Annotated in this window: 23 protein-coding genes, 1 tRNA gene and 3 pseudogenes; 16 read left to right on the top strand and 11 right to left on the bottom strand. The window is 68.1% G+C overall.

The window, feature by feature from the left end; all coding sequences use genetic code 11:
• Positions 1-65: 65 nt before the first annotated feature.
• Positions 66-695 carry a T6SS immunity protein Tdi1 domain-containing protein gene (locus QQK29_RS05935; protein ID WP_284298610.1) on the bottom strand — a complete coding sequence of 210 codons (630 nt, stop codon included), beginning with the start codon at positions 693-695 and terminating at the stop codon, positions 66-68.
• A gap of 214 nt (positions 696-909) precedes the next feature.
• On the opposite strand from QQK29_RS05935, the gene QQK29_RS05930 reads away from it, so the two are divergent.
• The gene (locus QQK29_RS05930) at positions 910-1,044 is read left to right on the top strand and encodes a hypothetical protein (protein WP_284298608.1); all 135 of its coding nucleotides are present in this window, start codon (positions 910-912) and stop codon (positions 1,042-1,044) included.
• A 121-nt stretch (positions 1,045-1,165) separates the two neighbouring features.
• Here QQK29_RS05930 and QQK29_RS05925 read toward each other — a convergent pair whose 3' ends face one another.
• On the bottom strand, positions 1,166-1,576 hold the full coding sequence (locus tag QQK29_RS05925; protein WP_284298607.1) for a hypothetical protein: 411 nt from the start codon (positions 1,574-1,576) through the stop codon (positions 1,166-1,168).
• Positions 1,577-1,638: 62 nt separating this feature from the next.
• On the opposite strand from QQK29_RS05925, the gene QQK29_RS05920 reads away from it, so the two are divergent.
• Positions 1,639-2,436, top strand: a complete 798-nt coding sequence (locus QQK29_RS05920) for a hypothetical protein (RefSeq protein WP_284298605.1) — start codon at positions 1,639-1,641, stop codon at positions 2,434-2,436.
• A 233-nt stretch (positions 2,437-2,669) separates the two neighbouring features.
• On the opposite strand, the gene QQK29_RS05915 is transcribed toward QQK29_RS05920, so the two are convergent.
• Positions 2,670-2,755: transfer RNA gene (locus QQK29_RS05915), tRNA-Leu, on the bottom strand.
• A 284-nt stretch (positions 2,756-3,039) separates the two neighbouring features.
• Between QQK29_RS05915 and QQK29_RS05910 the strand changes: the two genes are divergently transcribed.
• The 9 genes and pseudogenes from QQK29_RS05910 to QQK29_RS17830 all read left to right on the top strand — a co-directional run bounded on the left by QQK29_RS05910 (position 3,040) and on the right by QQK29_RS17830 (position 11,821).
• The gene (locus QQK29_RS05910) at positions 3,040-3,738 is read left to right on the top strand and encodes an FHA domain-containing protein (RefSeq protein WP_284298604.1); all 699 of its coding nucleotides are present in this window, start codon (positions 3,040-3,042) and stop codon (positions 3,736-3,738) included.
• A pseudogene (locus QQK29_RS18515) lies at positions 3,735-4,261 on the top strand (FHA domain-containing protein FhaB/FipA). The gene QQK29_RS05910 and the pseudogene QQK29_RS18515 overlap by 4 nt, the downstream one beginning before the upstream one ends.
• Before the next feature lie 3 nt (positions 4,262-4,264).
• On the top strand, positions 4,265-5,044 hold the full coding sequence (locus QQK29_RS17845) for a PP2C family protein-serine/threonine phosphatase (protein WP_348533823.1): 780 nt from the start codon (positions 4,265-4,267) through the stop codon (positions 5,042-5,044).
• 23 nt (positions 5,045-5,067) lie between these two features.
• Positions 5,068-5,514, top strand: coding sequence for a hypothetical protein (locus tag QQK29_RS17840; RefSeq protein WP_348533822.1), 447 nt, complete (start codon positions 5,068-5,070; stop codon positions 5,512-5,514).
• A 19-nt stretch (positions 5,515-5,533) separates the two neighbouring features.
• Positions 5,534-6,916 (top strand): annotated as a pseudogene (locus tag QQK29_RS05895) (FtsW/RodA/SpoVE family cell cycle protein); the annotation flags it as partial.
• Between the two features lie 13 nt (positions 6,917-6,929).
• The gene (locus QQK29_RS05890; RefSeq protein ID WP_284298598.1) at positions 6,930-8,384 is read left to right on the top strand and encodes a peptidoglycan D,D-transpeptidase FtsI family protein; all 1,455 of its coding nucleotides are present in this window, start codon (positions 6,930-6,932) and stop codon (positions 8,382-8,384) included.
• Entirely contained in the window at positions 8,381-9,862 is a 1,482-nt protein-coding gene (locus tag QQK29_RS05885) for a protein kinase domain-containing protein (RefSeq protein ID WP_431308661.1), read from the top strand. The genes QQK29_RS05890 and QQK29_RS05885 overlap by 4 nt, the downstream gene beginning before the upstream one ends.
• Before the next feature lie 238 nt (positions 9,863-10,100).
• Complete coding sequence (locus QQK29_RS17835; protein WP_348533821.1) at positions 10,101-10,844, top strand: protein kinase domain-containing protein; 744 nt, start codon at positions 10,101-10,103, stop codon at positions 10,842-10,844.
• Positions 10,796-11,821: a PASTA domain-containing protein gene (locus tag QQK29_RS17830; RefSeq protein WP_348533820.1), complete on the top strand. Its 1,026-nt coding sequence runs from the start codon at positions 10,796-10,798 to the stop codon at positions 11,819-11,821. The genes QQK29_RS17835 and QQK29_RS17830 overlap by 49 nt, the downstream gene beginning before the upstream one ends.
• A gap of 25 nt (positions 11,822-11,846) precedes the next feature.
• Here QQK29_RS17830 and QQK29_RS05875 read toward each other — a convergent pair.
• From QQK29_RS05875 to QQK29_RS05860, 4 genes and pseudogenes are all read right to left on the bottom strand, one after another.
• Positions 11,847-12,483: pseudogene (locus QQK29_RS05875) on the bottom strand (aminodeoxychorismate/anthranilate synthase component II).
• Positions 12,480-12,638 carry a hypothetical protein gene (locus tag QQK29_RS05870; RefSeq protein ID WP_284298596.1) on the bottom strand — a complete coding sequence of 53 codons (159 nt, stop codon included), beginning with the start codon at positions 12,636-12,638 and terminating at the stop codon, positions 12,480-12,482. Before QQK29_RS05870 ends, QQK29_RS05875 begins: the two are co-directional and overlap by 4 nt.
• Positions 12,638-13,243 (bottom strand): class E sortase, encoded by a 606-nt coding sequence (locus QQK29_RS05865; protein ID WP_284301912.1) that lies wholly within the window; start codon positions 13,241-13,243, stop codon positions 12,638-12,640. The genes QQK29_RS05870 and QQK29_RS05865 overlap by 1 nt, the downstream gene beginning before the upstream one ends.
• Positions 13,191-13,499 carry a class E sortase gene (locus QQK29_RS05860; protein ID WP_284298594.1) on the bottom strand — a complete coding sequence of 103 codons (309 nt, stop codon included), beginning with the start codon at positions 13,497-13,499 and terminating at the stop codon, positions 13,191-13,193. The genes QQK29_RS05865 and QQK29_RS05860 overlap by 53 nt, the downstream gene beginning before the upstream one ends.
• A 72-nt stretch (positions 13,500-13,571) precedes the next feature.
• Here QQK29_RS05860 and QQK29_RS05855 point away from each other — a divergent pair, with 72 nt between their 5' ends.
• Positions 13,572-13,814 (top strand): cell division protein CrgA, encoded by a 243-nt coding sequence (locus tag QQK29_RS05855; protein ID WP_284298592.1) that lies wholly within the window; start codon positions 13,572-13,574, stop codon positions 13,812-13,814.
• Here the strand turns inward: QQK29_RS05855 and QQK29_RS05850 are convergent.
• Positions 13,792-14,730 carry a rhomboid family intramembrane serine protease gene (locus QQK29_RS05850; RefSeq protein WP_431308660.1) on the bottom strand — a complete coding sequence of 313 codons (939 nt, stop codon included), beginning with the start codon at positions 14,728-14,730 and terminating at the stop codon, positions 13,792-13,794. The two genes, QQK29_RS05855 and QQK29_RS05850, sit on opposite strands and share 23 nt — an antisense overlap.
• Positions 14,731-14,803: 73 nt before the next feature.
• Positions 14,804-15,343: a peptidylprolyl isomerase gene (locus QQK29_RS05845; RefSeq protein ID WP_284298588.1), complete on the bottom strand. Its 540-nt coding sequence runs from the start codon at positions 15,341-15,343 to the stop codon at positions 14,804-14,806.
• Positions 15,344-15,411: 68 nt separating this feature from the next.
• Between QQK29_RS05845 and QQK29_RS05840 the strand changes: the two genes are divergently transcribed.
• The 4 genes from QQK29_RS05840 to QQK29_RS05825 all read left to right on the top strand — a co-directional run bounded on the left by QQK29_RS05840 (position 15,412) and on the right by QQK29_RS05825 (position 18,240).
• The gene (locus tag QQK29_RS05840) at positions 15,412-15,984 is read left to right on the top strand and encodes a hypothetical protein (RefSeq protein WP_284298586.1); all 573 of its coding nucleotides are present in this window, start codon (positions 15,412-15,414) and stop codon (positions 15,982-15,984) included.
• Positions 15,985-16,158: 174 nt separating this feature from the next.
• A complete protein-coding gene (locus QQK29_RS05835; RefSeq protein WP_284298584.1) occupies positions 16,159-17,370 on the top strand; it encodes a TPM domain-containing protein in 1,212 nt (403 codons plus the stop codon).
• Between the two features lie 13 nt (positions 17,371-17,383).
• Positions 17,384-17,608: a hypothetical protein gene (locus QQK29_RS05830; protein WP_284298583.1), complete on the top strand. Its 225-nt coding sequence runs from the start codon at positions 17,384-17,386 to the stop codon at positions 17,606-17,608.
• Complete coding sequence (locus tag QQK29_RS05825) at positions 17,605-18,240, top strand: flavin reductase family protein (protein ID WP_284298579.1); 636 nt, start codon at positions 17,605-17,607, stop codon at positions 18,238-18,240. The genes QQK29_RS05830 and QQK29_RS05825 overlap by 4 nt, the downstream gene beginning before the upstream one ends.
• 36 nt (positions 18,241-18,276) lie before the next feature.
• Here the strand turns inward: QQK29_RS05825 and QQK29_RS05820 are convergent, their stop codons facing one another.
• Positions 18,277-18,810 (bottom strand): putative immunity protein, encoded by a 534-nt coding sequence (locus tag QQK29_RS05820; RefSeq protein ID WP_284298576.1) that lies wholly within the window; start codon positions 18,808-18,810, stop codon positions 18,277-18,279.
• Between the two features lie 72 nt (positions 18,811-18,882).
• Complete coding sequence (gene ccsB, locus QQK29_RS05815; RefSeq protein ID WP_284298574.1) at positions 18,883-19,857, bottom strand: c-type cytochrome biogenesis protein CcsB; 975 nt, start codon at positions 19,855-19,857, stop codon at positions 18,883-18,885.
• Positions 19,858-20,623: the final 766 nt, after the last annotated feature.

Below are 20,623 nucleotides of genomic sequence, written 5' to 3'. Positions count from 1 at the left end.
TCACTACAACCCCGGCAAACCCTTCATCTCTCCCGCGAGTACCGCGCGACCGCCGCCTCCTGCCGCTACTCTCCGTGAAGGCCGGTGACCCGCGTGCCGGGTTCCGCTGAACGCGCTGCCGCCAGCAGTTGCGTGCACAAGCTCCAATAGACGGCCATGTCGCACCGCTCCAAGTTGTCAACGCTATCGGTGCCCCCAAGAAAGAGTGGCACGCGATAACCGACGCACTCCGAACGATCCAGGCCGGCGGCTACAGCGTCTGCGCGCCACTGGGAAAAGAAGTCGACAGCAAGTGCTGGCTCAGCGAGGTCGACAAGTTCTTCGTTGTGGAAGCGGATGAAGTCCACCGGAATTTCAAGCGCCTCTCCGGTACCCGGCTCAAGCATCATGACCTGCGGCACACCACCCAATGTTCGGCCTGTATCGAGAGCGAAATGCCGGCCAAGCCAGTCATATGCGAACGGATGCAGTCGCTCAGCTAGGGCAGGGAACAGGCCGCGTATCGACGACTTTGACTCCGTCGTCGACTCCGCGTCATGAACGCGATAGAGCCCGCTGCCAAAAGTCGCACCAGCAAACGCGCTCATAAAGGCCTTATAGCCGTCGACGTCCCGCAGTGCGAAGTCCGGCACCTCACGGCCATTTGCCTGCCACGAGTGCCCTGCCGCGTATCGCCCGATGAATCGTTCGAACATTCCTTGCCACCTCAGCAGATCGTCACTGCGACCACGCATGTTCCAGTTGGAACACCACGCAGTTGCCACATTACCTGGGACCCAAGACTCCGGTTCACAGACGCATCCAGCGGTGCCATGTTGGTGATGTCATCGAGACCCCCGAGCTGCAAGTCGATCGTGTGATCCACATCCGCGCCCCGCGGGACTGTCCCCCCGGCCCGCTGATACCGGGATGGAGAACGGGTTCCACCACTGTTCTTCCTGCTTGGCCGCCTTCTTCGCGGGCGCGTCCTCCTTCGCACTCGGCTGCTGCGACGAAGACGACGGCGTCGTGGTGCCCGTCTTCTTCTTCGCCGGTCTGTCATGAACACAGGTGTCACCCCCGCCCAGATAGCAGCCACCCGATGGGTCGGAGTAGGTGACCGGGTTGTTCGCCGCGTAGCTGTACCCGTTGTTCTGCTGCGGATTCGCGGGAGACAGCACCGGATCTACCGACAAGAACCTGCCCAGGGTGCTGTCGTATAGGCGCACCCCAAGCGGATCAGCCCAGTCGCGGCATCCACCGGCGCATTCAAGAACCCACGCCCATCCGCCCAGGCAGACGTTGATGAGCCACGCGCGCGACCGAACGGATCCAGCCGAATCACTGCACGAGCGCCAGTGGCCGCGTTCACCTGATCACCCACCGTGCCCTGCGGATCCGTCGCCAACCACACCACGCCGGTGGCCGCGGGATCGCTGGACCGCTCCACGAACGCCGTGCCTGCGATCGAGTAGATCCGCTGCGCACTCACCGAGTTCGACCCAACAGGCTTCCGCAACTGCGTGTCACCCAGATAGAGCGTGGCGCCCTTGACCGGATCGATCTGCAACAACAGCTTCCCGGTCGCGTCATACACGTTCGACTGCGCACCAGCGGAGGTCGTCAACGTCGATAACCGACCCTCGACGTCATACACCAGTGCCTGACCGGGACGCGTCGTGGTCGCGCCGTTGTCGTCATACCCGAACGCCTCAGCTCGGCAAGGCCGCCTCGCACGACCGCTTCATCCTCGTCGAAGGACAGTGGTACCTCGACACCATGACCACTACCAGCATCAACGCGGTCCAGCTTTACCAGGAAGAACTCGAGAAGATCGCCGCGGAACGCCTGCCTCGCCCAGAGCGCGAGAAGAGACGCGCCGCGGCGAACGCCCGCCGCGACGCGCGCCTCGCATCCCGCGAGCAGTACCGGCTCAAGCCCAAGGGCCGACCCCGCCCAGACGGCCGGCAGCAGTACATACTGCCTGAGGACCACGAGCTCACCATCACCACCGCGACCGGCGCTCGCAAGCAGACGACGGTCATGTTCCCGCCCGCGGAAATCCTCTACACCGGCAAGTTCAGCAAGCAGGCGAAGCTACAGCAGCGATACCCCTACAAGTCACACACCTGGAAGCGCTGGTACGGCCTCCGGTCCACGGTCGAGCACGTCAACTCCCACATCAAGAACTCCAGCCACGAAGACGCCGCGAACGCAGGTCGGCGAGGCGGTCGCGGCTACGCCTACCAATACCTGATGGCCACCCTTGCGGTCGTCTCCGGCAACATCCGCAAGATCATCACCTTCCTGAACCGGCTGGAAGGGCCTCGCAAGTCGACCTCTCCCTTCCGGGCCGAGAAGAGCGCCCGAGCGAAATGCCAAGAGGCAAAGAAACAGGCCTGGCTCATCAAGATGCCCCAAGACGGCCGCACCACCCGATTCCCCAACCGCACGTAAGGCCATCCCCCACCCACTAGCGCCGCTCACCAGCGGCGCTAGTCGTCGTGCCCGAACACTGGAAACCTCGACCGGCGAGCGTCAAACCGGCACGACCGATCCAGCACGCCACTGATCAACCTCGAACTTCGGCGCTGACGGCCCGAAAATCCGCCCTCAACCTAGGCGTCGAGCCCGACCCAGCGCCACAGTAGATACGCAAAGAGGGGTCCGTGAGATACACAAACCCCTCGTGGTGCGCGAGGGGGACTTGAACCCCCACGCCCTTGCGGGCACTGGCACCTGAAGCCAGCGCGTCTGCCAATTCCGCCACTCGCGCGCGCGACCCGCCGGAGCAGATCAGCCTAGCGAGACTACCATGACCGGCCCCCGCATCCGCTCCACCGCGAGAGCCCCGCGAGACCCCGCGGAATCGTGCGAGTTGGTCGCTTCGTGCGCGGGAGTCGACCAACTGGCACGATTCGCGGCACCCCGCGAGCGCCGCATCCGCCTCCCGGACGACACGGCCGCGCCCCGCGGCTGACCCGGCACCCGGGCGAGCCGACTACCATCGGAGAGTCCGAGAGAGCCGGAAGGCGCATCCGCGCCGCCGAGAGGAGACCCTTGGGGATTCTCGACGAATTCGAGAAGGGCTTGGAGCGTGTCGTCAACGGCGCGTTCGCCAAGACCTTCAAGAGCGGTCTGCAGCCTCTCGAGGTGACCGCGGCCCTGCGCCGCGAGCTCGACACGAGGGCGGCCGTCGTCTCGCGCGACCGCATCCTCGCACCGAACCGTTTCGTCGTGCGTCTGTCGCCATCCGACTACGAGCGGATGACGGGCCTCGGTCCGGCGCTCGTCGACGAGTTCACGCAGCTCGTGCAGCAGCACGCGACCGCCCAGCGCTATAGCTTCGCGGGCGGCATCGACATCCGGCTCGAGCGCGACGAACGGCTCTCGGCCGGCGTCGTGCGCATCGACTCCGAGAACGTCAAGGGCGAGGTGGTCTGGGCGCCCGTGCTCGACATCGCCGGCAAGCGCTACCCGTTGCGCAAGGGGCGCACCGTGATCGGCCGGGGCTCGGATGCCGACATCACCCTCGACGACACCGGCACCTCGCGTAAGCACGTCGAGATCCTCTGGGACGGCACGCGCGGCCAGGTCAACGACCTCGGCTCCACGAACGGCTCGAAGCTCAACGGGCAGCCCGTCACGAAGGCCGTGCTGCAGCCCGATTCCGTGATCGAGGTCGGCCGTACCCGTATCGTGTTCCGCGTGCTCGCGCAGGCCGCCGAGCTCACCCGACCCGACGGGACCACACGATGAGCGAACTCACGCTGCTCGTATTGCGGATCGGCTTCCTGATCCTCATGTGGGCGTTCGTGTTCATGATCGTCTACGCCCTGCGCTCCGACCTGTTCGGCAACCGGGCGCGCAAGCTGCCGCAGCAGGCGGCATCCGATCCCTTCCCCGCCTCTCCCCTGCCGGTCGCCGTCGCGACCCCGCGCCCGCCGCCGTCACCGAACCCGTGCGCTCCCAGCCGCATGCGAGCGGCAGCACGCCCCGGCGCCTTGTCATCACGTCGGGCCCGAAGGAGGGCATGGAGATCGAGCTGCCCACCGAGCAGCTCACGATCGGGCGTTCGAGTGAATCGGGCCTCGTCATCCGCGACGACTACACCTCCACCCACCACGCGCGCCTCATGCTGTGGAACGACGAGTGGGTCATCCAGGATCTCGACTCCACGAACGGCACCTTCCTCGACGGCTCGCGTGTGACCCTGCCCACCCCCGTGCCGCTCGGTTCCACCGTCACCATCGGCACGACGAGCTTCGAGCTGCGGCGGTAACGCGTGGCGACGATCCCCACGACCGCCGCGGTCTCGCACGTCGGAAAGATCCGGGCGAGCAACCAGGACTCCGGCTATCTCGGCCGCCACCTCTACGTCGTCGCCGACGGGATGGGCGGGCACGCGGGCGGCGACGTCGCCAGCCACATCGCGGCGCAGCGCATCGCCGAGGCCGACCAGCCCTATCCGACGCCCGACGACGCCGTGCATGCGCTGCACGATGCCCTCATCGCGGCGAACGGCCTGCTCGCCGAGACGGTCTTCGACCACAACGAGCTCACCGGCATGGGCACGACCGTGTCGGCCCTCGCCCGGGTGGGCGACAAGCTGGCTCTCGCCCACATCGGCGACTCGCGCGTCTACCGCTTCCGCGACGGCGAGCTCACCCAGATGACCACCGACCACACCTTCGTGCAGCGACTTGTCGAGTCGGGCCGCATCACCCCCGAGGAGGCGGCCGTGCATCCGCGCCGCGCCGTGCTCATGCGCGTGCTCGGCGATGTCGACGCCTCGCCCGAGATCGACACCGCCGTGTTCGACACGCGGCCCGGGGACCGCTGGATGCTGTGTTCCGACGGCCTGTCGGGGTACGTCTCCGAAGACAAGATGGCGCAGGTGCTCGGCACCATCCGCACGGCGCAGGGTGCCGCCGACCGCCTCGTCAAGGAGAGCCTCGACCACGGTGCGCCCGACAACGTCACGGTGCTGCTCATCGACATCGACGACACCGAGGGGGCTTCGGGGCCGCACCGACCTTCGTGGGCTCGGCCGCGCATCCGCTGACCTTCGGAACCGAGGAAGAGGAAGTGCGCAAGCCGATCCGGCTTCCCACTCTCCTGCTGCACCCGCTCAAGCCCGCGCCGCCCGACGATGCCCACTTCGAGCCGGAGAGCGAGGGCTACCTCGACGAGCTCATCGAGGAGGACCGCCGCCGCGCCATCCGCCGCCGCATCCTGTGGGGCGTGGGGGTGGGCCTCGCCGCCGCCGCGATCGTGCTGGCCGGCTGGCTCGGCTACCGCTGGACCCAGATGCACTACTTCGTGGGGGTGAGCGACGGCAACGTGGCGATCTTCCAGGGCGTGCAGCAGTCGATCGGGCCGATCTCGCTCTCGCACGTCTACCAGACCACCTCGATCTCGATCGACGACCTCCCGCTCTTCCAGCGTGACTCCGTCGAGGCCACCATCAGCGCCGACAGCCTGCGCGACGCCCACGAGATCGTCGATCGCCTCGCGGCATCGGCGGGGGACTGACGTGACCGCGCCGAACACGATCGGGTCGGGTGCTGCGGCATCCGCGCCGATCACGACGACCATCCGCATCCGCCTGCGCACCCCGGCTCGGCTGCGCAACCTCGAGCTACTGCTGCTCGTGGTCGCGCTCGGCGTCGCGGCCGCCGCGCTCGCGCTCGTCGAGCTCGGCACCTCCGGGGAGCTGGACCCCGGCATGTTCGCGCTGACCGCCGGACCCGGCGTGCTCGTGCTCGTGCTGCACCTCGTGGAGCGTGTCGTGGCGCCCGAGGGCGATCCGTTCGTGGTGCCGATCGCGACGCTTCTCACGGGGCTCGGCATCGCCATGATCCACCGGCTCGACATCGCCGAGGGCTACACGGGCTGGGCGGCGTACGGCGTGCGGCAGATCGCCTGGGCGGCCATCGCGCTCGTCTTCGCGATCGGCGGACTGCTGCTCGTGCGCAACCACCGCGTGCTGCAGCGTTACCGCTACCTCGCGATGTTCATCGGCATCGTGCTGCTGCTGCTGCCGGTCGTTCCGGTGATCGGCGAGACGGGTGCCAACGCGGATGTCTGGGTGCAGATCGGCATCTTCTCGTTCCAGCCGGGTGAGTTCGCGAAGATCCTGCTCGCGATCTTCTTCGCCGGCTACCTCGTCACCGCGCGCGACTCGCTCTCGCTCGTGGGCCGCTCCTTCCTCGGACTGCGTCTGCCGCGAGCGCGTGACCTCGGCCCGATCCTGGTGGTCTGGATCCTCTCGATGGGCGTCATCGTGATCCAGCGCGACCTCGGAACCGCGCTGCTCTACTTCGGCCTCTTCCTCGTGATGCTCTACGTGGCCACCGGCCGCGGCAGCTGGATCCTGATCGGACTCGCCCTCTTCGCCGCGGGCGGCTGGGTCGCCACCCGCGTGCTTCCGTACGTCGCCGGGCGCTTCGAGAACTGGCTCGACGCCTTCAACCCCGAGGTCTACGAGCGCGACGGCGGAAGCTACCAGCTCGTGCAGGGCATCTTCGGCCTCGCCGACGGCGGCCTCGTCGGCACGGGTCTCGGGCAGGGTCGCCCCGACCTGGTGCCGCTCGCGGAGAGCGACTACATCATCGCGAGCCTCGGCGAGGAGCTCGGCCTCATCGGCCTCTTCGCGATCCTGAGCCTCTACCTGATCTTCGTGGCGCGTGGCTTCCGCATCGGCATCGCCGGTCAGGATGACTTCGGTCGCCTGCTCGCAGTCGGCCTCTCGTTCGCCGTCGGGCTGCAGGTGTTCATCGTCATCGGCGGCGTCACGCGCATCATCCCGCTCACGGGCCTCACGACGCCGTTCCTCGCTGCAGGCGGTTCCTCGCTCGTGGCCAACTGGCTCATCGTCGCGCTGCTGCTGCGGTTGTCGGATGCGGTACGCCAGCAGCCGCACGCGGTCGTCGAGGAGGTGGTGCTGCGTGAACAAGGAACTCCGCCGCGTCAGCGTGCTGATCCTCGCCATGTTCCTCGCCCTGTGCACGTCGGCGACGATCATCCAGGTCGTGCAGCAGGAGCAGCTCCAGGCCGACTCGCGCAACACCCGCACCCTGTACGCGAGCTTCTCGGTCGAGCGCGGACAGATCCTCGCGGGCGACACGGTGATCGCGCAATCGACGCCGTCGAACGACCAGTACCGCTTCCAACGCGTCTACCCCGAGGGCGAGCTGTACGCGCCGGTCACGGGCTACTTCACGCTGCACGGCGAGAACACCGGCCTCGAGGGCGCGCTCAACAACTACCTGAGCGGCCGCGCCAACGAGCAGTTCCTCGACCGCCTCAACCAGATCCTCACCGGGCAGACGCCGCGCGGCGCGACGGTGCTCACCACGATCGACCCCGTCGTGCAGCAGGCGGCCTGGGATGCACTCGGCGACCTGACGGGCTCGATCGTCGCGATCGAACCTTCGACCGGTCGCATCCTGGCGATGGTGTCGAAGCCGTCGTTCGACCCGAACCTGCTCGCGGGCCACGACCAGTCGGTCGTCGTGCAGAACTACGAGCAGTTGCTCGCCGATCCGGGCGACCCCCTCATCAACCGCGGCATCGCGGGCGACCTGAACCCTCCCGGATCGACCTTCAAGCTCGTCATGACCTCCGCGGCGCTCGAGGGCGGCTACACCCCCGACAGCCAGTTGCCCAACCCGCCCTCGTTCGTGCTGCCCGGCACGAGCACCACGATCACCAACTCCGGCGGTAGCGCGTGCGGCGGCGGCGAGACCACGAGTCTCGCGACGGCCCTGCGGCTCTCATGCAACATCCCGTTCGCGAACCTCGGCTCCGAGCTCGGCTACGACGCGATCCACGACCAGGCGGTCGCCTTCGGCTTCGAGGATCCCGAGCTGACGGTGCCGATGCCGGTCACGCCGAGCGTCTTCCCCAAGCCCGAGAGCGAGGCCCAGCTCATGCTGCAGTCGTTCGGGCAGGGCAACGACCGCGCGACGCCGCTCCAGATCGCGATGGTGTCGGCGGCGATCGCCAACGGCGGTGAGGTGATGACGCCGAACCTCGTCGAGAGCGTGACGGCCCCCGACCTCTCGGTGCTGCAAGCCTTCGAGCCGACCGTGTACGGGCGCGCCATCAGCGCCGACGTGGCCGCGACGATGACCCAGCTGATGGTCGCCAATGTGGCCAGCGGCGTCGCCAACGGTGCCAGAATCGATGGTGTCGATGTCGGGGGCAAGTCGGGCACAGCACAGAACGGCAAGAACGACCCGTACACGCTCTGGTACACCGGCTTCGCTCCCGCTAACGACCCGCAGGTCGCGGTCGCGGTGCTGCTGGAGGACGGAGCAGGCAAGGGACAATCCGGATCCGGCAATGGAACAGCCGGTCCACTCGCGAAAAAGGTCATAGAGGCGGTGCTGAACAGATGAGACCCACGAGCGGCCTCACCTTCGGTGGGCGATACCAGCTGTCGAGCCGGATCGCGATCGGCGGCATGGGGGAGGTGTGGCAGGCCACCGACCTCGTGATCGGACGCACCGTCGCCATCAAGATCCTCAAGGACGAGTACCTCGGCGACCCCGGCTTCCTCGAGCGCTTCCGCGCCGAGGCACGGCACGCCGCCCTCGTCAACCACGAGGGCATCGCCAACGTCTTCGATTACGGCGAGGAAGACGGCTCGGCCTACCTCGTCATGGAGCTCGTGCCGGGGGAGGCCCTCTCGACGGTGCTCGAGCGCGAGAAGGTGCTCTCGACCGACCGCGTGCTCGACATCGTGGCGCAGACCGCATCCGCTCTGCAGGCCGCCCACTCGGCCGGCCTCGTGCACCGCGACATCAAGCCCGGCAACCTGCTCATCACGCCCGACGGGCGCGTCAAGATCACCGACTTCGGCATCGCCCGGATCGCAGATCAGGTGCCGCTCACGGCCACCGGTCAGGTGATGGGTACGGTGCAGTACCTCTCGCCGGAGCAGGCGAGCGGGCATCCGGCCTCCCCGTCGACCGACATCTACTCGCTCGGCATCGTCGCATACGAGGCCCTCGCCGGCCGGCGCCCCTTCACGGGCGAGTCGCAGGTGGCGATCGCGATGGCGCACATCAACGACGCCCCACCCGACCTGCCCGTCACCGTCTCCGAGCCGGTGCGGAACCTGGTGTACTCGTGCATCGCCAAGCGCCCGGAGGATCGCCCCGCGACCGCCGCGCACCTCGCACGCGCCGCGCAGGCGTTGCGTCGCGGCGACATCGCCGGGGCCGCCGCCGCCGTTCCCGGCGTGGCGGCCGGTGCCGTCGCGCTCGAGTCGGCGTCGACCGCCGCGACGCGCGTGATGCCGTCGGCAGCTCCCGGGTCGACGACCACCCCGATCCCCGAGACGCGCCGCCGCAGCCCCTGGATGTGGCCCCTCATCGCGATCGTCTCACTGCTCGCCGTGGCCCTCGTCGCGATCCTCATCGTGATCCTCGTGCAACCGCAGGACGGCGACAAGAACCCGACGTCTCCGCCGCCCACCACCGCGAGCAAACCACCGAGCAAGACGCCCAGTGACGAGCCGACGAGCGACACCATCACCATCAGTCGCGACGACTACCGGGGGCTCACCGAAGACGAGGCGATCGCCAAGCTCGACGCGACGGGCGGCGACTTCACGATCGAGCGCGTGACAGGCGCGGCGGCTCCGACACCCGATGCGGTCGGCACGGTTCAGGACATCAACCCGGTCGGCAACGTGCCGAGAGGCTCGTCCATCAAGCTCACGATCTACGGTGCATTCCCGCAGCCGGGCGCACCGACGACGCCGACCGCATCGCCGACGCAGGGGATGTCGGTGACGGTGTCACGATCAGCTTCCCGACGTACGCGCAGTGCCCGGACGGCTACGCCCTTCAGGGCTACACGTTCACCCTGAACAACGCGACGACGAGCGACGGCAACCCGGGCGCCGGCACCAACTCGATCGTCATCGAGCTGGGGCCCACGCCCGGAACCAACGCCACCGTCTCCTACGTCGCACACTGCGCGAACGGCATCGACTCGAAACCGTCAGGTCAGGTGAGCATCACGGTCAATCCCGCACCCTGACGGAGGGCGCGGACATGGGTCCGCAGGAGGATTTGCGTACAGCCCGCCCCGGCTAGACTGACCGCGTGAGTGACGCAGTGACCGAGAGTGTGCGCACGCTCGCCGGTCGCTACGAGATCGGCAAGCTGCTGGGCCGGGGCGGGATGGCCGAGGTGCACGAGGGCCTCGATACCCGCCTCAACCGCCGGGTCGCCATCAAGCTCCTGCGCCCGACCCTCGCGACCGACCCCGCGTTCCGCACCCGCTTCCGTCAGGAGGCGCAGGCCGCCGCCCGCATGGCGCACCCCACGATCGTGCGCGTCTTCGACGCCGGCGAGGAGACGGTGCGCGGCCCCGACGGTCTCGACGTGCAGCTGCCGTTCATCGTCATGGAGCGCATCGAGGGCAAGCTGCTCTCCGACCTCATCCACACGGGCCCGGTTCCGGCCGACGAGGCCGCCCGCATCACGACCGGCATCCTCACCGCGCTCGAGTACTCGCATCGCGCCGGCGTCGTGCACCGCGACATCAAGCCCGGCAACATCATGATCACGCCCAACGGGCAGGTCAAGGTGATGGACTTCGGCATCGCCCGCGCCATCTCCGAGTCGTCGGCGAACGTGGCGCAGACCAGCGCCGTGCTCGGCACCGCCAGCTACTTCTCGCCCGAGCAGGCCCGCGGCGAGAGCGTCGACGCGCGCACCGACCTGTACTCGACCGGTGTCGTGCTCTACGAACTGCTCACCGGGCGCCCCCGTTCCGTGGCGACGGCCCGGTCGCGGTGGCCTACCAGCACGTCAGCGAGCTGCCGACGCCGCCCAACGCCGTGAACCCCTCCGTATCGCCCGCGATGAGCGCGGTCGTGATGCACGCTCTCGCCAAGGATCGCTTCGACCGGTTCCAGAGCGCCGCCGAGTTCAAGGCCGACCTCGAGGTGGCGGCGGGCGGCAAGGTGCCCGACCGCGCCCCCGCGAGCGACGACTTCAACGCCACGCTGTTCGGCGTCAACCCCAACTCGACCGCGGCATCCGAAGCCACGCTGCGCCGCCTCGCGAACGACGAGAACCGCCCCACCCGCACGCAGAGCCGCCCGCCGGTGGCGTGGATCTGGGGCGGCATCGCCGTCATGGCCGTGATCATCGTGGCCGCCATGGTGTGGGTCTTCAGCCTCTCGCCCACCGCGATCGCCCCCAATCTGGCGATCACGGTGCCCGACGTGTCGGGTCAGACCGCCGAGGCCGGTATCCAAGAGCTCACCGAGGCCGGCCTCACCCCGAAGCGGGTCGACAAGGCCGACGCCGACGTCGCCACGGGAGTCATCATCTCCACGAGCATCCGACCGGGTGCCCGCGTCAACCAGGGCGAGGCGATCGACGTCTTCGTCTCGACGGGCGCGCCCTCGGTCGACCTGCCGTCGCTCATGTTCCTGGCCGAAGCGGATGCCGTGACCAAGATCACCGACGCCGGTCTCAGCTACGGCACGAGCAAGCAGCAGAACTCTCCGAACGTGCCGGCCGGTCAGGTGCTCGCGATCACGATCGACGACGAGACCACCCAGCGCACCGGCGCGCAGAAGGTGCCGGCGGGCAGCACGATCAACCTCGTGATCTCGAACGGCATGGTGCAGGTTCCGGATGTCGTGGGCCAGCCGATCAGCTCGGCGCAGGGTCAGCTGCAGGCGTTGCAGCTCACCGTGAAGTCGGTCATCGACCAGAGCTGCGGAGGCGGCAACGTCACGAGCCAGTCCGGCAAGGGCGAGATGGCGCAGCGCTCGACCATCACGGTCACCTACTGCGGCGGAGTCTGACCCCGGCGTTTGCGCCGCGGCGCCGTCAGCTGAGCTTGACGAGCGGGCTCAGCGAAACCGCCCGCTCGGCCGCCTCGGCGAGCCCCGTCGACGCGAGCCAGTTGCCCAGCATCCGGTACCCGCCCTCGGTGAGCACCGACTCGGGGTGGAATTGCACACCCACGACCGGCGCCTCCCGGTGCCGGAGCCCCATGATCACCCCGCCGTCGGTGCGGGCCGTCACCTCGAGCTCGTCGGGCACCGTGCCGTCTACGACCGCGAGGGAGTGGTACCGGGTGGCATGGAACGGCTGCGGCACGCCCGCGAAGAACGCCGAGTCGTCGTGCCGGATGAGCGAGGTCTTGCCGTGCATGAGCTCGTCGGCATGGGTGACGGTGGCGCCGAGCGCCTCCGCGATCGCCTGGTGCCCCAGGCACACGCCGAGCAGGGGGAACCCGCGGCGAGCGCCGCACGCACGATCGGAATCGACACCCCGGCATCCGCGGGCGTGCCGGGGCCGGGGAGAGCAGCACCGCGTCGTACTCGGCGATGCGCGCGGCCGCATCCGACGCGGCGAAGTCGTCGTTCCGCACGACCTCGGTCTCGGCACCGAGTTGCAGCAGGTAGCCGTTGAGGGTGTAGACGAAGCTGTCGTAGTTGTCGACCACGAGCACGCGGGTCATGTGTCCACCGTCACTTCCGGTGTGGTGATGAAGGTCTGCACGAAGGGGAACACCCAGAAGGCGAGCGCCGCGAGCAGCGCGACGAGCAGCACGAGCAGGATGAGCACCCGCACCCACCAGGGGCCCGGCAGCACCCGCCACAACGCACCGTACATCAGGCCGCACCTCCTACGGTCGCCGCGATCTCATCCGGGGCCCCGAAGTCGGCCGCGTTCGCATTGCGCGGGAAGAACTGCATGAAGACCCCGTAGGCGATGATGCGCTCGTTCGAGGTGTATTGCGGGTTGCAGCTCGTGAGCGTGATGTAGCGCTCGGTCGGCGGCGTCTCGGGAGACTGCGGAACGGGGTCGAGCACGCCGACGCCCGTGGGGTGCACGAACTCGAGGTTGCGGAACTCGTACTCGTACCAGCCGGATGCCGTCTCGACGTAGATGTGATCGCCCAGCTGCAGCTCGTTGATGTGGTGCAGCGATCCCCCGTGCCCCATGCGGTGCGCGGCGATCGCGAAGTTGCCGACCGCCCCCGGCATCGCGGTGGAGGGGTAGTGGCCGAGCTTGCCCCGATTGAGCACGTCGGCGACGCCGATCCCCTCGGCGATCGTGCGGTAGTAGTCGGCTCCCCAACGCGGCACGATCAGCATCCCGAGTCGCTGCGCGTTCGCGGGGGCCGTTTCGACGGGCGGCTCCTGAGAGACCGGCGCGGTGGGCTCATCCGTGGGCTCGTCGGTCGGGGGTGCTACTCGGCTTCGGCGCCGCCGCAGCCTGCTCGTTCCACTCCCGGCTCTGCTGCGAGGCCTCGCTCCTCAGCTCGCTCCCGACCGTCAGCTCGGTGAAGTAGAGCTGCCAACCGATGAACAGCAGCACGAGCACGCCCGCCGTGATGAGCAGCTCGCCCAGCACGCCGATGATCGACACCCGCCGCCCCGAACGTGCGCGGCGGCGTTCGGCAGCGCGGCGCGCCCGCCGACCGTCCCCGAGCTCGGGTGCGGGCGGCGCGGTCTCGGGCCCGACGCTCATGCACTGATTCTAGGCGCCACCGCTCGAGCACCTGATCCGGGCGTCCCGGCCTGCCAGGCTATGATTCTGGGCATGGCCCGTCCCAAGACCCGTACCAAGCCGGCCGCCCCGGAGACCGCGAAGAGCGAAGATGCTCCCAACCCGGTGTGGTTCAAGCCGGTCATGTTCGGCTTCATGCTCGTCGGCCTCGCCTGGATCATCGTGTACTACGTGAGCCAGAACTCCTGGCCGATCCCGCCGCTCGGTGCCGGCAACATCCTCGTCGGCTTCGGCATCATGTTCATCGGCTTCCTCATGACGACCCGGTGGCGCTGACCGGAATTACACCCCTGTGATTCTGTCCACACTGTGGACGAACCTGTGGACAATCAGGCGAATCGGGAGACGTTGACGAAGATCGCGATCGCGATGAGGGCCACCGCAGCGCCTCCGATGATGAGGTACGGGGTCGACGCCTTCGCGCGCGGCCGTTCCTCGTAGAAACGCAGCAGGTAGGTCGCGCCCGCGCCCGCGAGCGCGCCACCCACGAGGTAGGGCAGCGAGTACCCGCCCCCACGTAGATGTTGATGATCAGGTTGATCACGAGCACGCCGATGATCTGCATGCGCGCCGGCGGATACGACCACACGAGCACCGCATACGCGCCGAACACCCCGAAGAGCGCGGCACTGAAGCCGAAGCCGTAGGCGCCCGCGATCACCATCGCCGCCGATCCGACGGCGGCCGCGGTGGTGAACACGAGCAGGAACCGTGCGCGCCCGAGCGTTCGCTCGGCGGTCGGAGCGATGAGCAACCAGAAGAAGAGGCTGATCGCGATGCCCAGCACGCTGAAGATCGAGAACTGCGCGGGGGTCGCGAACGGTGCGGTCACGTAGCGCCAGAGCTGCCAGGCGACCGCCGGGTCGGCGGCGAGCAGCAGGAACGGCAGGTTCGAGGTGAACAGCCCCAGAATCCACAGCACGACGAGGGCGCCGGCGAAGATCCAACTGAGGGGAGGCGATTCGCCACCTGGCCTCAGCAGGCCGGTGATCCATCCGCTGAACCCCTCACGAGCGCCGGATGCGACGGGCGCCCGCCGCGCCGCGGTGCGCTTCTTGACGGGCTTGGTGTTCGTGGGCGTCCACTGCACCGAGCCGCCCGCCTCCCGAACGCATTCGGGGCACTGCACGCCGACGGGCGCCAGGATCTGGCACTCCGGACAGATCGTGCGCCCGCAGCGCTGGCACAGCACCCAGCTCTGCCGATCGGGGTGGCGGTAGCAGACCGAGGGTCTTCCTCGTGCTGCTCGCCGAAGCGGGGAGAGTTCACAGGTTCTCGACGTCGATGCCTGTGATCACGACATCGTCGAGCGGCTTGTCGCGCCCGTCGGTCGGAACGGCCTCGATCGCGTCGACGACGCGCTTCGAGGCGTCGTCGGCGACCTCGCCGAAGATCGTGTGCTTGCGGTTGAGCCAGGGCGTCGGCACCGTCGTGATGAAGAACTGCGAGCCGTTGGTGCCGCGACCCATCTGGATGCCGGCGTTGGCCATGGCGAGCAGGTACGGCTGATCGAACACGAGCTCGGGGTGGATCTCGTCGTCGAACTGGTAGCCCGGACCGCCGATGCCCTGCCCGAGCGGGTCGCCGCCCTGCAGCATGAATTCCTTGATGATGCGGTGGAAGATAACGCCGTCGTAGAGCGGCTTCGTCGACACCTCACCGGTGCCCGGGTGCTTCCACTCCTTGGCCCCGGTGGCGAGGCCGACGAAGTTGTCGACCGTGATGGGTGCGTGGTTGCCGAACAGGTTGACCTTGATGTCGCCGAGGGTCGTGTGGATCGTCGCGACAGCGGTGGGAAGTGGCATCCGCCCATTGTTTCATAAGCTCCCCGTGGCAGGATGGGAGGACGCCGAGCCGCACAACGGAGGTCATCATGGCACTGTCCCGCACGCGTCAGAAGGAGCTGAAGAAGCTCAAGCGCTCGGCCGACGAGCTCTGGGAACAGCAGCGGGAAGCGCTCGATCAGGCCGCCCATGTGCTGCGCGAGGCCACCCACCAGGCTCGCGCGCTCTCGCGTGAAGAGGTCGCCCCTCGTGTCGCCGGTGTCTACACCGATCACGTGCAGCCCGCCGTCGCGACGGGCATCGCGGGCGCGCGCTCGGCCGGATCGGCCGTGAAGGAAAAGGTCGTGGGGGATGTGCTCCCCGCCCTGTCTGGCGCCGTCGGCTCGGCGATCGCCGTCATCGAGGCGGTTCGCGATCCGCGCGTGCGTGATGTCGTGCGCTCTGCCGCCCGCTCGGGCGGCAAGGTCGTTAAGCTCGCGCCGCCGCCGAAGAAGGGTCCCGGCCCGGGCACCTTCATCCTCATCGGACTCGGCGTTGTCGCCGTCGCCGGCGTGGCCTACGCCGCCTGGCAGACCCTGCGCGCCGACGAGAACCTCTGGATCGAAGACCTCGCCGACGTCGGCGCGATCGACGTCGGCGACGACGACGAGGACGACTTCTGAGCCGCTACACGCGGATGCACGGCCTCGTCGGGCTCATGACCTTCGGATGCGCGGGCGTGTTCATCGTGGTGTTCGTGCTGATCCCGCGCTGGTTGGGCTGGTAATCCAGGCTCGTCCGAGGAGGATTCGGGCGCGGCGGTGGAGCGCGCGCTCGCGGCCCAGTAGCCTGCCCTCGTGACGCCCGACGAGAACCCGCCCACGCCGGACGAGCCGCGCACGCCCGACGACGAGGGGAACCCGCATCCGGAACCCGTCGACGACGGGCGCGACCCCGAGCTCGCACCGCAGCGCTGCGTGAACTGCGGGTCGACCCAGCTGACGCAGGACACCAACGGACTGTGGCACTGCGACTTCTGCCGCTCGACGTTCCGCGCCGACGACCCGGCGATGATCGTCGTCGACTCGGTCGAGGTGCGTCAGGCGAACGACAACGTCGTCGACACCGCCGACATGCTCACCTACGACCAGCAGCAGGCCGTCGGTGCACATCTGCGCGGGCTCGGTAAGAAGCACGACGTGGTCGTCGTGGTGGAGACGGTCAACACGATCACCGAGAACGTGGAGTACTACGCGCGCAAGCGCGCCCAGGAACTCGGGGTCGGCGACGAGGCGAAAGACAATGGGATCTACATCCTGCTCGTTCGGCAGCCCCGCCGCATCCAGGTCCAGGCCGGCAACGGCATCTCGACGTACCTGAACGGCGACGACATCGACGCGGTCGTCAAGGGCACGGCGGTGCCGCACTTGAAGGCCGGCGACCTCGTGAGCGGGCTCATCTCGGGCGCCGACGCGCTCGTCGAGAAGTACCTCGACAACAAGGCGATGGGTGCGGTGCGCACCACCTCGCGCGCCTCGAGCAGCGGCGCGAGCAGCAGCACGAGCAGCGGCGCGAGCCGACGGTCGTGGCGGTCGGCGTACGGGCAACCGCAGCAGCAGGAGCAGAAGTCGGCGTGGCGCTACCTGCCGATGGTGCTCATCATCATCTTCGTCATCTGGATGCTCTCCACCAACGGGTTCCGGTTCAGCGGATCCGGCGGAGGCGGCAGCGATTCGGGTTACGACTCGGGCGGTGGCTGGGATTCCGGCGGCGGCTGGGACTCCGGGGAGGCGGCTGGGACTCGGGCGGCGGCAGCGACTACGGCGGGGGCGGCTTCGACTCCGGATCGGGTGGCGGCTCCGACTGGTGAGTCGCCAGGGCTGAACGGCCCTGACCGCGGGGAATGCGCGGTGCTACGGTCGAAGGGTGAGCGAGGTATCGCAGTCCCGCGCCTTTCATGTGGCGATCGCCGACGACTGGGAGGCGAGCGTTCCGTTCGGCTCCTACGAGGCGGCGACCCGCGGCGTGCTCGTGGGGGTGGGTCAGCCAATCCGCACGACGACGGCTGACGATATCCAGCGGGTGCTCGACGAGCGCTACGCCGACCTGCGACTGCAGCTGCTCGTGGTGGAACTCGACCTGGATGCGGTAACCGCGGCGGGCATCCCCGTCGTGCGCGACGAGGTCACCGGCAGCGTCGGGGTCGACGGTCCGCTGCCCTCCGGCGACCCGACGATCGTCGTGCGCGTCGTTCCGGTGCAGCGCATCGAATCACGCTGGGTGGCTCCCGAGCTCGACGCCCGATGACGGCCGGCCCGGCCCACGTCGTCGTTCACCCGAGCGTGCTCTACGTCGGCACGCCCGCGTACCTGATCTCGACTCTCAACCCCGACGGCACCGCGAACCTGGCCCCGGCATCCTCGTATTGGGCGCTCGGCCAGATGCTCGTGCTCGGCATCGAGGCCGGCGGGCAGACGATCGAGAACCTGCTCGCTCGCGAGGAGCTCACGGTGAACTTCCCGAGCGGCGAGCAGTGGCGCTCCGTCGTGCGGCTCGCGTCGCTCACGGGCCGCGATCCGGTTCCCGAGGCGAAGGCGGCGCGCTACCGCTTCGAACCGCGCAAGTTCGAGACGGCAGGCCTCACTCCACAGTCGTCGGAGCTCGTGTCGCCGCCGCGCGTGCTCGAGTGCGCGCTGCAGTTCGAGGCACGGATGCGGCGGGCGACCCCGGCGGTCGACGGCGGCGGGTACTACATGGTCGAGGCGGAGGTGCTGCGGGTGCACGCCGATCCGGTCATCCTCAAGCCCGGCACCGACCTCATCGACCCGACCCGCTGGAACCCGCTCGTCTACAGCTTCCGCCACTTCTTCCACCGCGGCGCCGAGCTCGGCTGGACGGCCTCGAGCCCGACGGCACCGCATCCGCCGGTTCTCGACTGACGGCGCTTCTCGACTGACGCCGCGACGCCGCTCGGTTCAGTCGGCGACGGTGGCCTGCAGCTCGCGGATCGTGGTGGCGAGCACTCCGGTGGCGAGCAGCCCCGCTCCGAGCGGGCCGGCCGCATCATGCCCGAGTGGCGGCAGCTTCTGCAGCGCCGCGCGCACCTCGGGCGTCATGCGTTCCACCTGCCAGCGCACCTCGGCCCGGCGCGCGGTCTCCGCGTCGGCGGATGCGAGCGCAGCCGCCTTCGCCGCGTACGCTGCGGCCCCGAGCGCGTGCGCCCCCATGTGCGCGACGCCCGAGGCTTGACCCGCGGCTCGGGCGGCCGCGATCGCAGCGGCAGCGGTGGCCGAGTGCGCAGCGCGACCCGCGACGAACCGCCGACGGATCTCACCGGCGGCATCGAGTTCGCCCCGCCCGAACGCGCGGGCGCGTGCGATCCCGTCCCGCGCGCGGTCGTCATCCGGTGCCTCCGCCTCGAAAAGCGGCAGCACGCGATCGGCGCAGTCCGCTGCCCACAGCGCGACGATCCGCCGGTCGGCTTCGCTGAGCGCCTGAGGGGATGCCATGCCCACCTTCCGTCGCCGATGCGGGTCGCCGCGGTCGTGCGGAGAAGTTCAGAGAGTGGAGCGGATGTTGGTCTACAAGCCGCTATATGAGTGCCAGCCCGCGAAGAACAGGTTCACCATGCTGAAGTTGAACAGTACGGCAGCGAAGCCGACGATCGCGAGCCACGCCGATCGCGAGCCACGCCAGCCGCGCGTGGCCCGCGCGTGGATGTAGCCGGCGAAGAGCGTCCAGATGATGAATGTCCACACCTCCTTCGTATCCCACCCCCAGTAACGTCCCCAGGCGTGTTCCGCCCAGATGGCGCCCGCGATCAAGGTGAAGGTCCACAGGACAAACCCGATCACGATGACCCGGTACGCCAGCGATTCGAGGCGTTCGGCGGAGGGGAGACGAGTAAGGAAGCCGGTCCCCTCCGGTTTGTGTTGGTGGCTCATGCTGAGCAACTGTGCAACCGACAGGCCAGCGCCGATAGCGAAGAAACCGGTTCCGAGGGTTGCGACAGCAACATGAATGACGAGCCACGGAGATTGCAGGGCGACCGGTAGCGGCACCACCGACACGTAGAAGTTCACGGTCGCCACGCCGAGGAGCAGCACGACGAGACCTGTGACAAAGGTTCCTAGGAACTTCAGATCGAGCTTGAAATTCAGTGCGAGGAACACGCCGGCCATCACCGCTGTACCGACCATTGAGAACTCATACATGTTCGACCAGGGCACGTGTCCGTCCGCCACCCCGCGCAGCACGATGCTGCCTATGTGCAGGACCCAGGCAAGCGCGGTCAGGCTGATGCCGACTCGCGCGAACTTAATGGCGGACCGAGTCGATACGTCGGCACGTTCAACCACGCCAACATTGGTCGTTGATCCCTCCGCTGCCGTGCGACCTGATCGGGATTCGCCGGCGCTGGCTTCTGCGGCTGCATCGGCCGTGACCATAGAACGGCCGGAAAGATCGATCGCGAAGGCGATGAACGCGATGGCGTACACGACCAACGCGGAGTAGATCATCACGAGTGAGTATGCGTCGAACTCTACGGAGGTCATGACGATCACTCTACGTCGCGCGTAGGCACGGACACGCTCTTTCGAGCCAAGGGTGCACGTAAGGATTCGTCGCTTGATGGCAACGAATCAGATGTGGGCACGCTCACCTCCGTTCCGGAAGCGAGTAGAAGGGCCCGCTTGACGAAGGAGTCACAATGAAGACACGTGGCAAGATCGCAACGGCAGCAGCGGTAGCGCTGAGCCTCGCATTGCTGCCCGCCCTCCCGGCTGCGGCCGACCAAGGCGCGGCAATTGTGGGATCTCAGGCCTACTACGTGACCTCGACCGACCAACTCTCGGCACAGGACACGCAGGCCGACGGCGCATCGGCGATAGCTGAGATTCGCGCTTCCGCCGGTAGCACCATCTACTCTGTGACCGAGTCTCGAGGAAACGGATACTGGACCGCATCGGGTTGCCGTGTCTTCGTCAAGACCGTATTGTCTACCCCTCCGAGCCGTGCTTGTTGAAGGAGAAGCCGCTGCTACAGTGCCGCCATGCGTAACAGCTCAGCGTTCCTCCGCCGACTCGGAATCGCCGTTGTCGTCGTCGCGATTCTCGGCGCGCTGATCGCCCTGTGGCCGATCGTCAGCGTCGCTCTGCTTTAGGAGCCATCGGCCTTTGGTCTCTGATGGAAAGCGGTGAATCGCGCTCCAGTTCACTTCCCGTTTTCGGCGCTCTGCTACGTCGCCGCGTCTCGCCCGCGCCGCCCGCGCATCGACCGCATCACGATGCCGTTCGGGGTCGCCCCGCGCTGGAACCAGGC

Source organism: Homoserinibacter gongjuensis (genome assembly GCF_030161875.1).
Taxonomy (GTDB): domain Bacteria; phylum Actinomycetota; class Actinomycetes; order Actinomycetales; family Microbacteriaceae; genus Homoserinibacter; species Homoserinibacter gongjuensis.
This window is presented reverse-complemented; position numbering and strand designations above follow the sequence as displayed.

Excerpts from the sequence above, each read along its gene's own strand:
- QQK29_RS05930 (WP_284298608.1), top strand. The coding sequence starts at position 910 with ATGGAGAACGGGTTCCACCACTGTTCTTCCTGCTTGGCCGCCTTCTTC.
- QQK29_RS05860 (WP_284298594.1), bottom strand. The coding sequence starts at position 13,499 with ATGAGCGTCGGGCCCGAGACCGCGCCGCCCGCACCCGAGCTCGGGGAC.
- QQK29_RS05825 (WP_284298579.1), top strand. The coding sequence starts at position 17,605 with ATGACGGCCGGCCCGGCCCACGTCGTCGTTCACCCGAGCGTGCTCTAC.
- QQK29_RS05885 (WP_431308661.1), top strand. The coding sequence starts at position 8,381 with ATGAGACCCACGAGCGGCCTCACCTTCGGTGGGCGATACCAGCTGTCG.
- QQK29_RS05935 (WP_284298610.1), bottom strand. The coding sequence starts at position 695 with ATGTTCGAACGATTCATCGGGCGATACGCGGCAGGGCACTCGTGGCAG.
- ccsB (WP_284298574.1), bottom strand. The coding sequence starts at position 19,857 with ATGACCTCCGTAGAGTTCGACGCATACTCACTCGTGATGATCTACTCC.
- QQK29_RS05845 (WP_284298588.1), bottom strand. The coding sequence starts at position 15,343 with ATGCCACTTCCCACCGCTGTCGCGACGATCCACACGACCCTCGGCGAC.
- QQK29_RS05840 (WP_284298586.1), top strand. The coding sequence starts at position 15,412 with ATGGCACTGTCCCGCACGCGTCAGAAGGAGCTGAAGAAGCTCAAGCGC.
- QQK29_RS05870 (WP_284298596.1), bottom strand. The coding sequence starts at position 12,638 with ATGTACGGTGCGTTGTGGCGGGTGCTGCCGGGCCCCTGGTGGGTGCGG.
- QQK29_RS05820 (WP_284298576.1), bottom strand. The coding sequence starts at position 18,810 with ATGGCATCCCCTCAGGCGCTCAGCGAAGCCGACCGGCGGATCGTCGCG.
- QQK29_RS05855 (WP_284298592.1), top strand. The coding sequence starts at position 13,572 with ATGGCCCGTCCCAAGACCCGTACCAAGCCGGCCGCCCCGGAGACCGCG.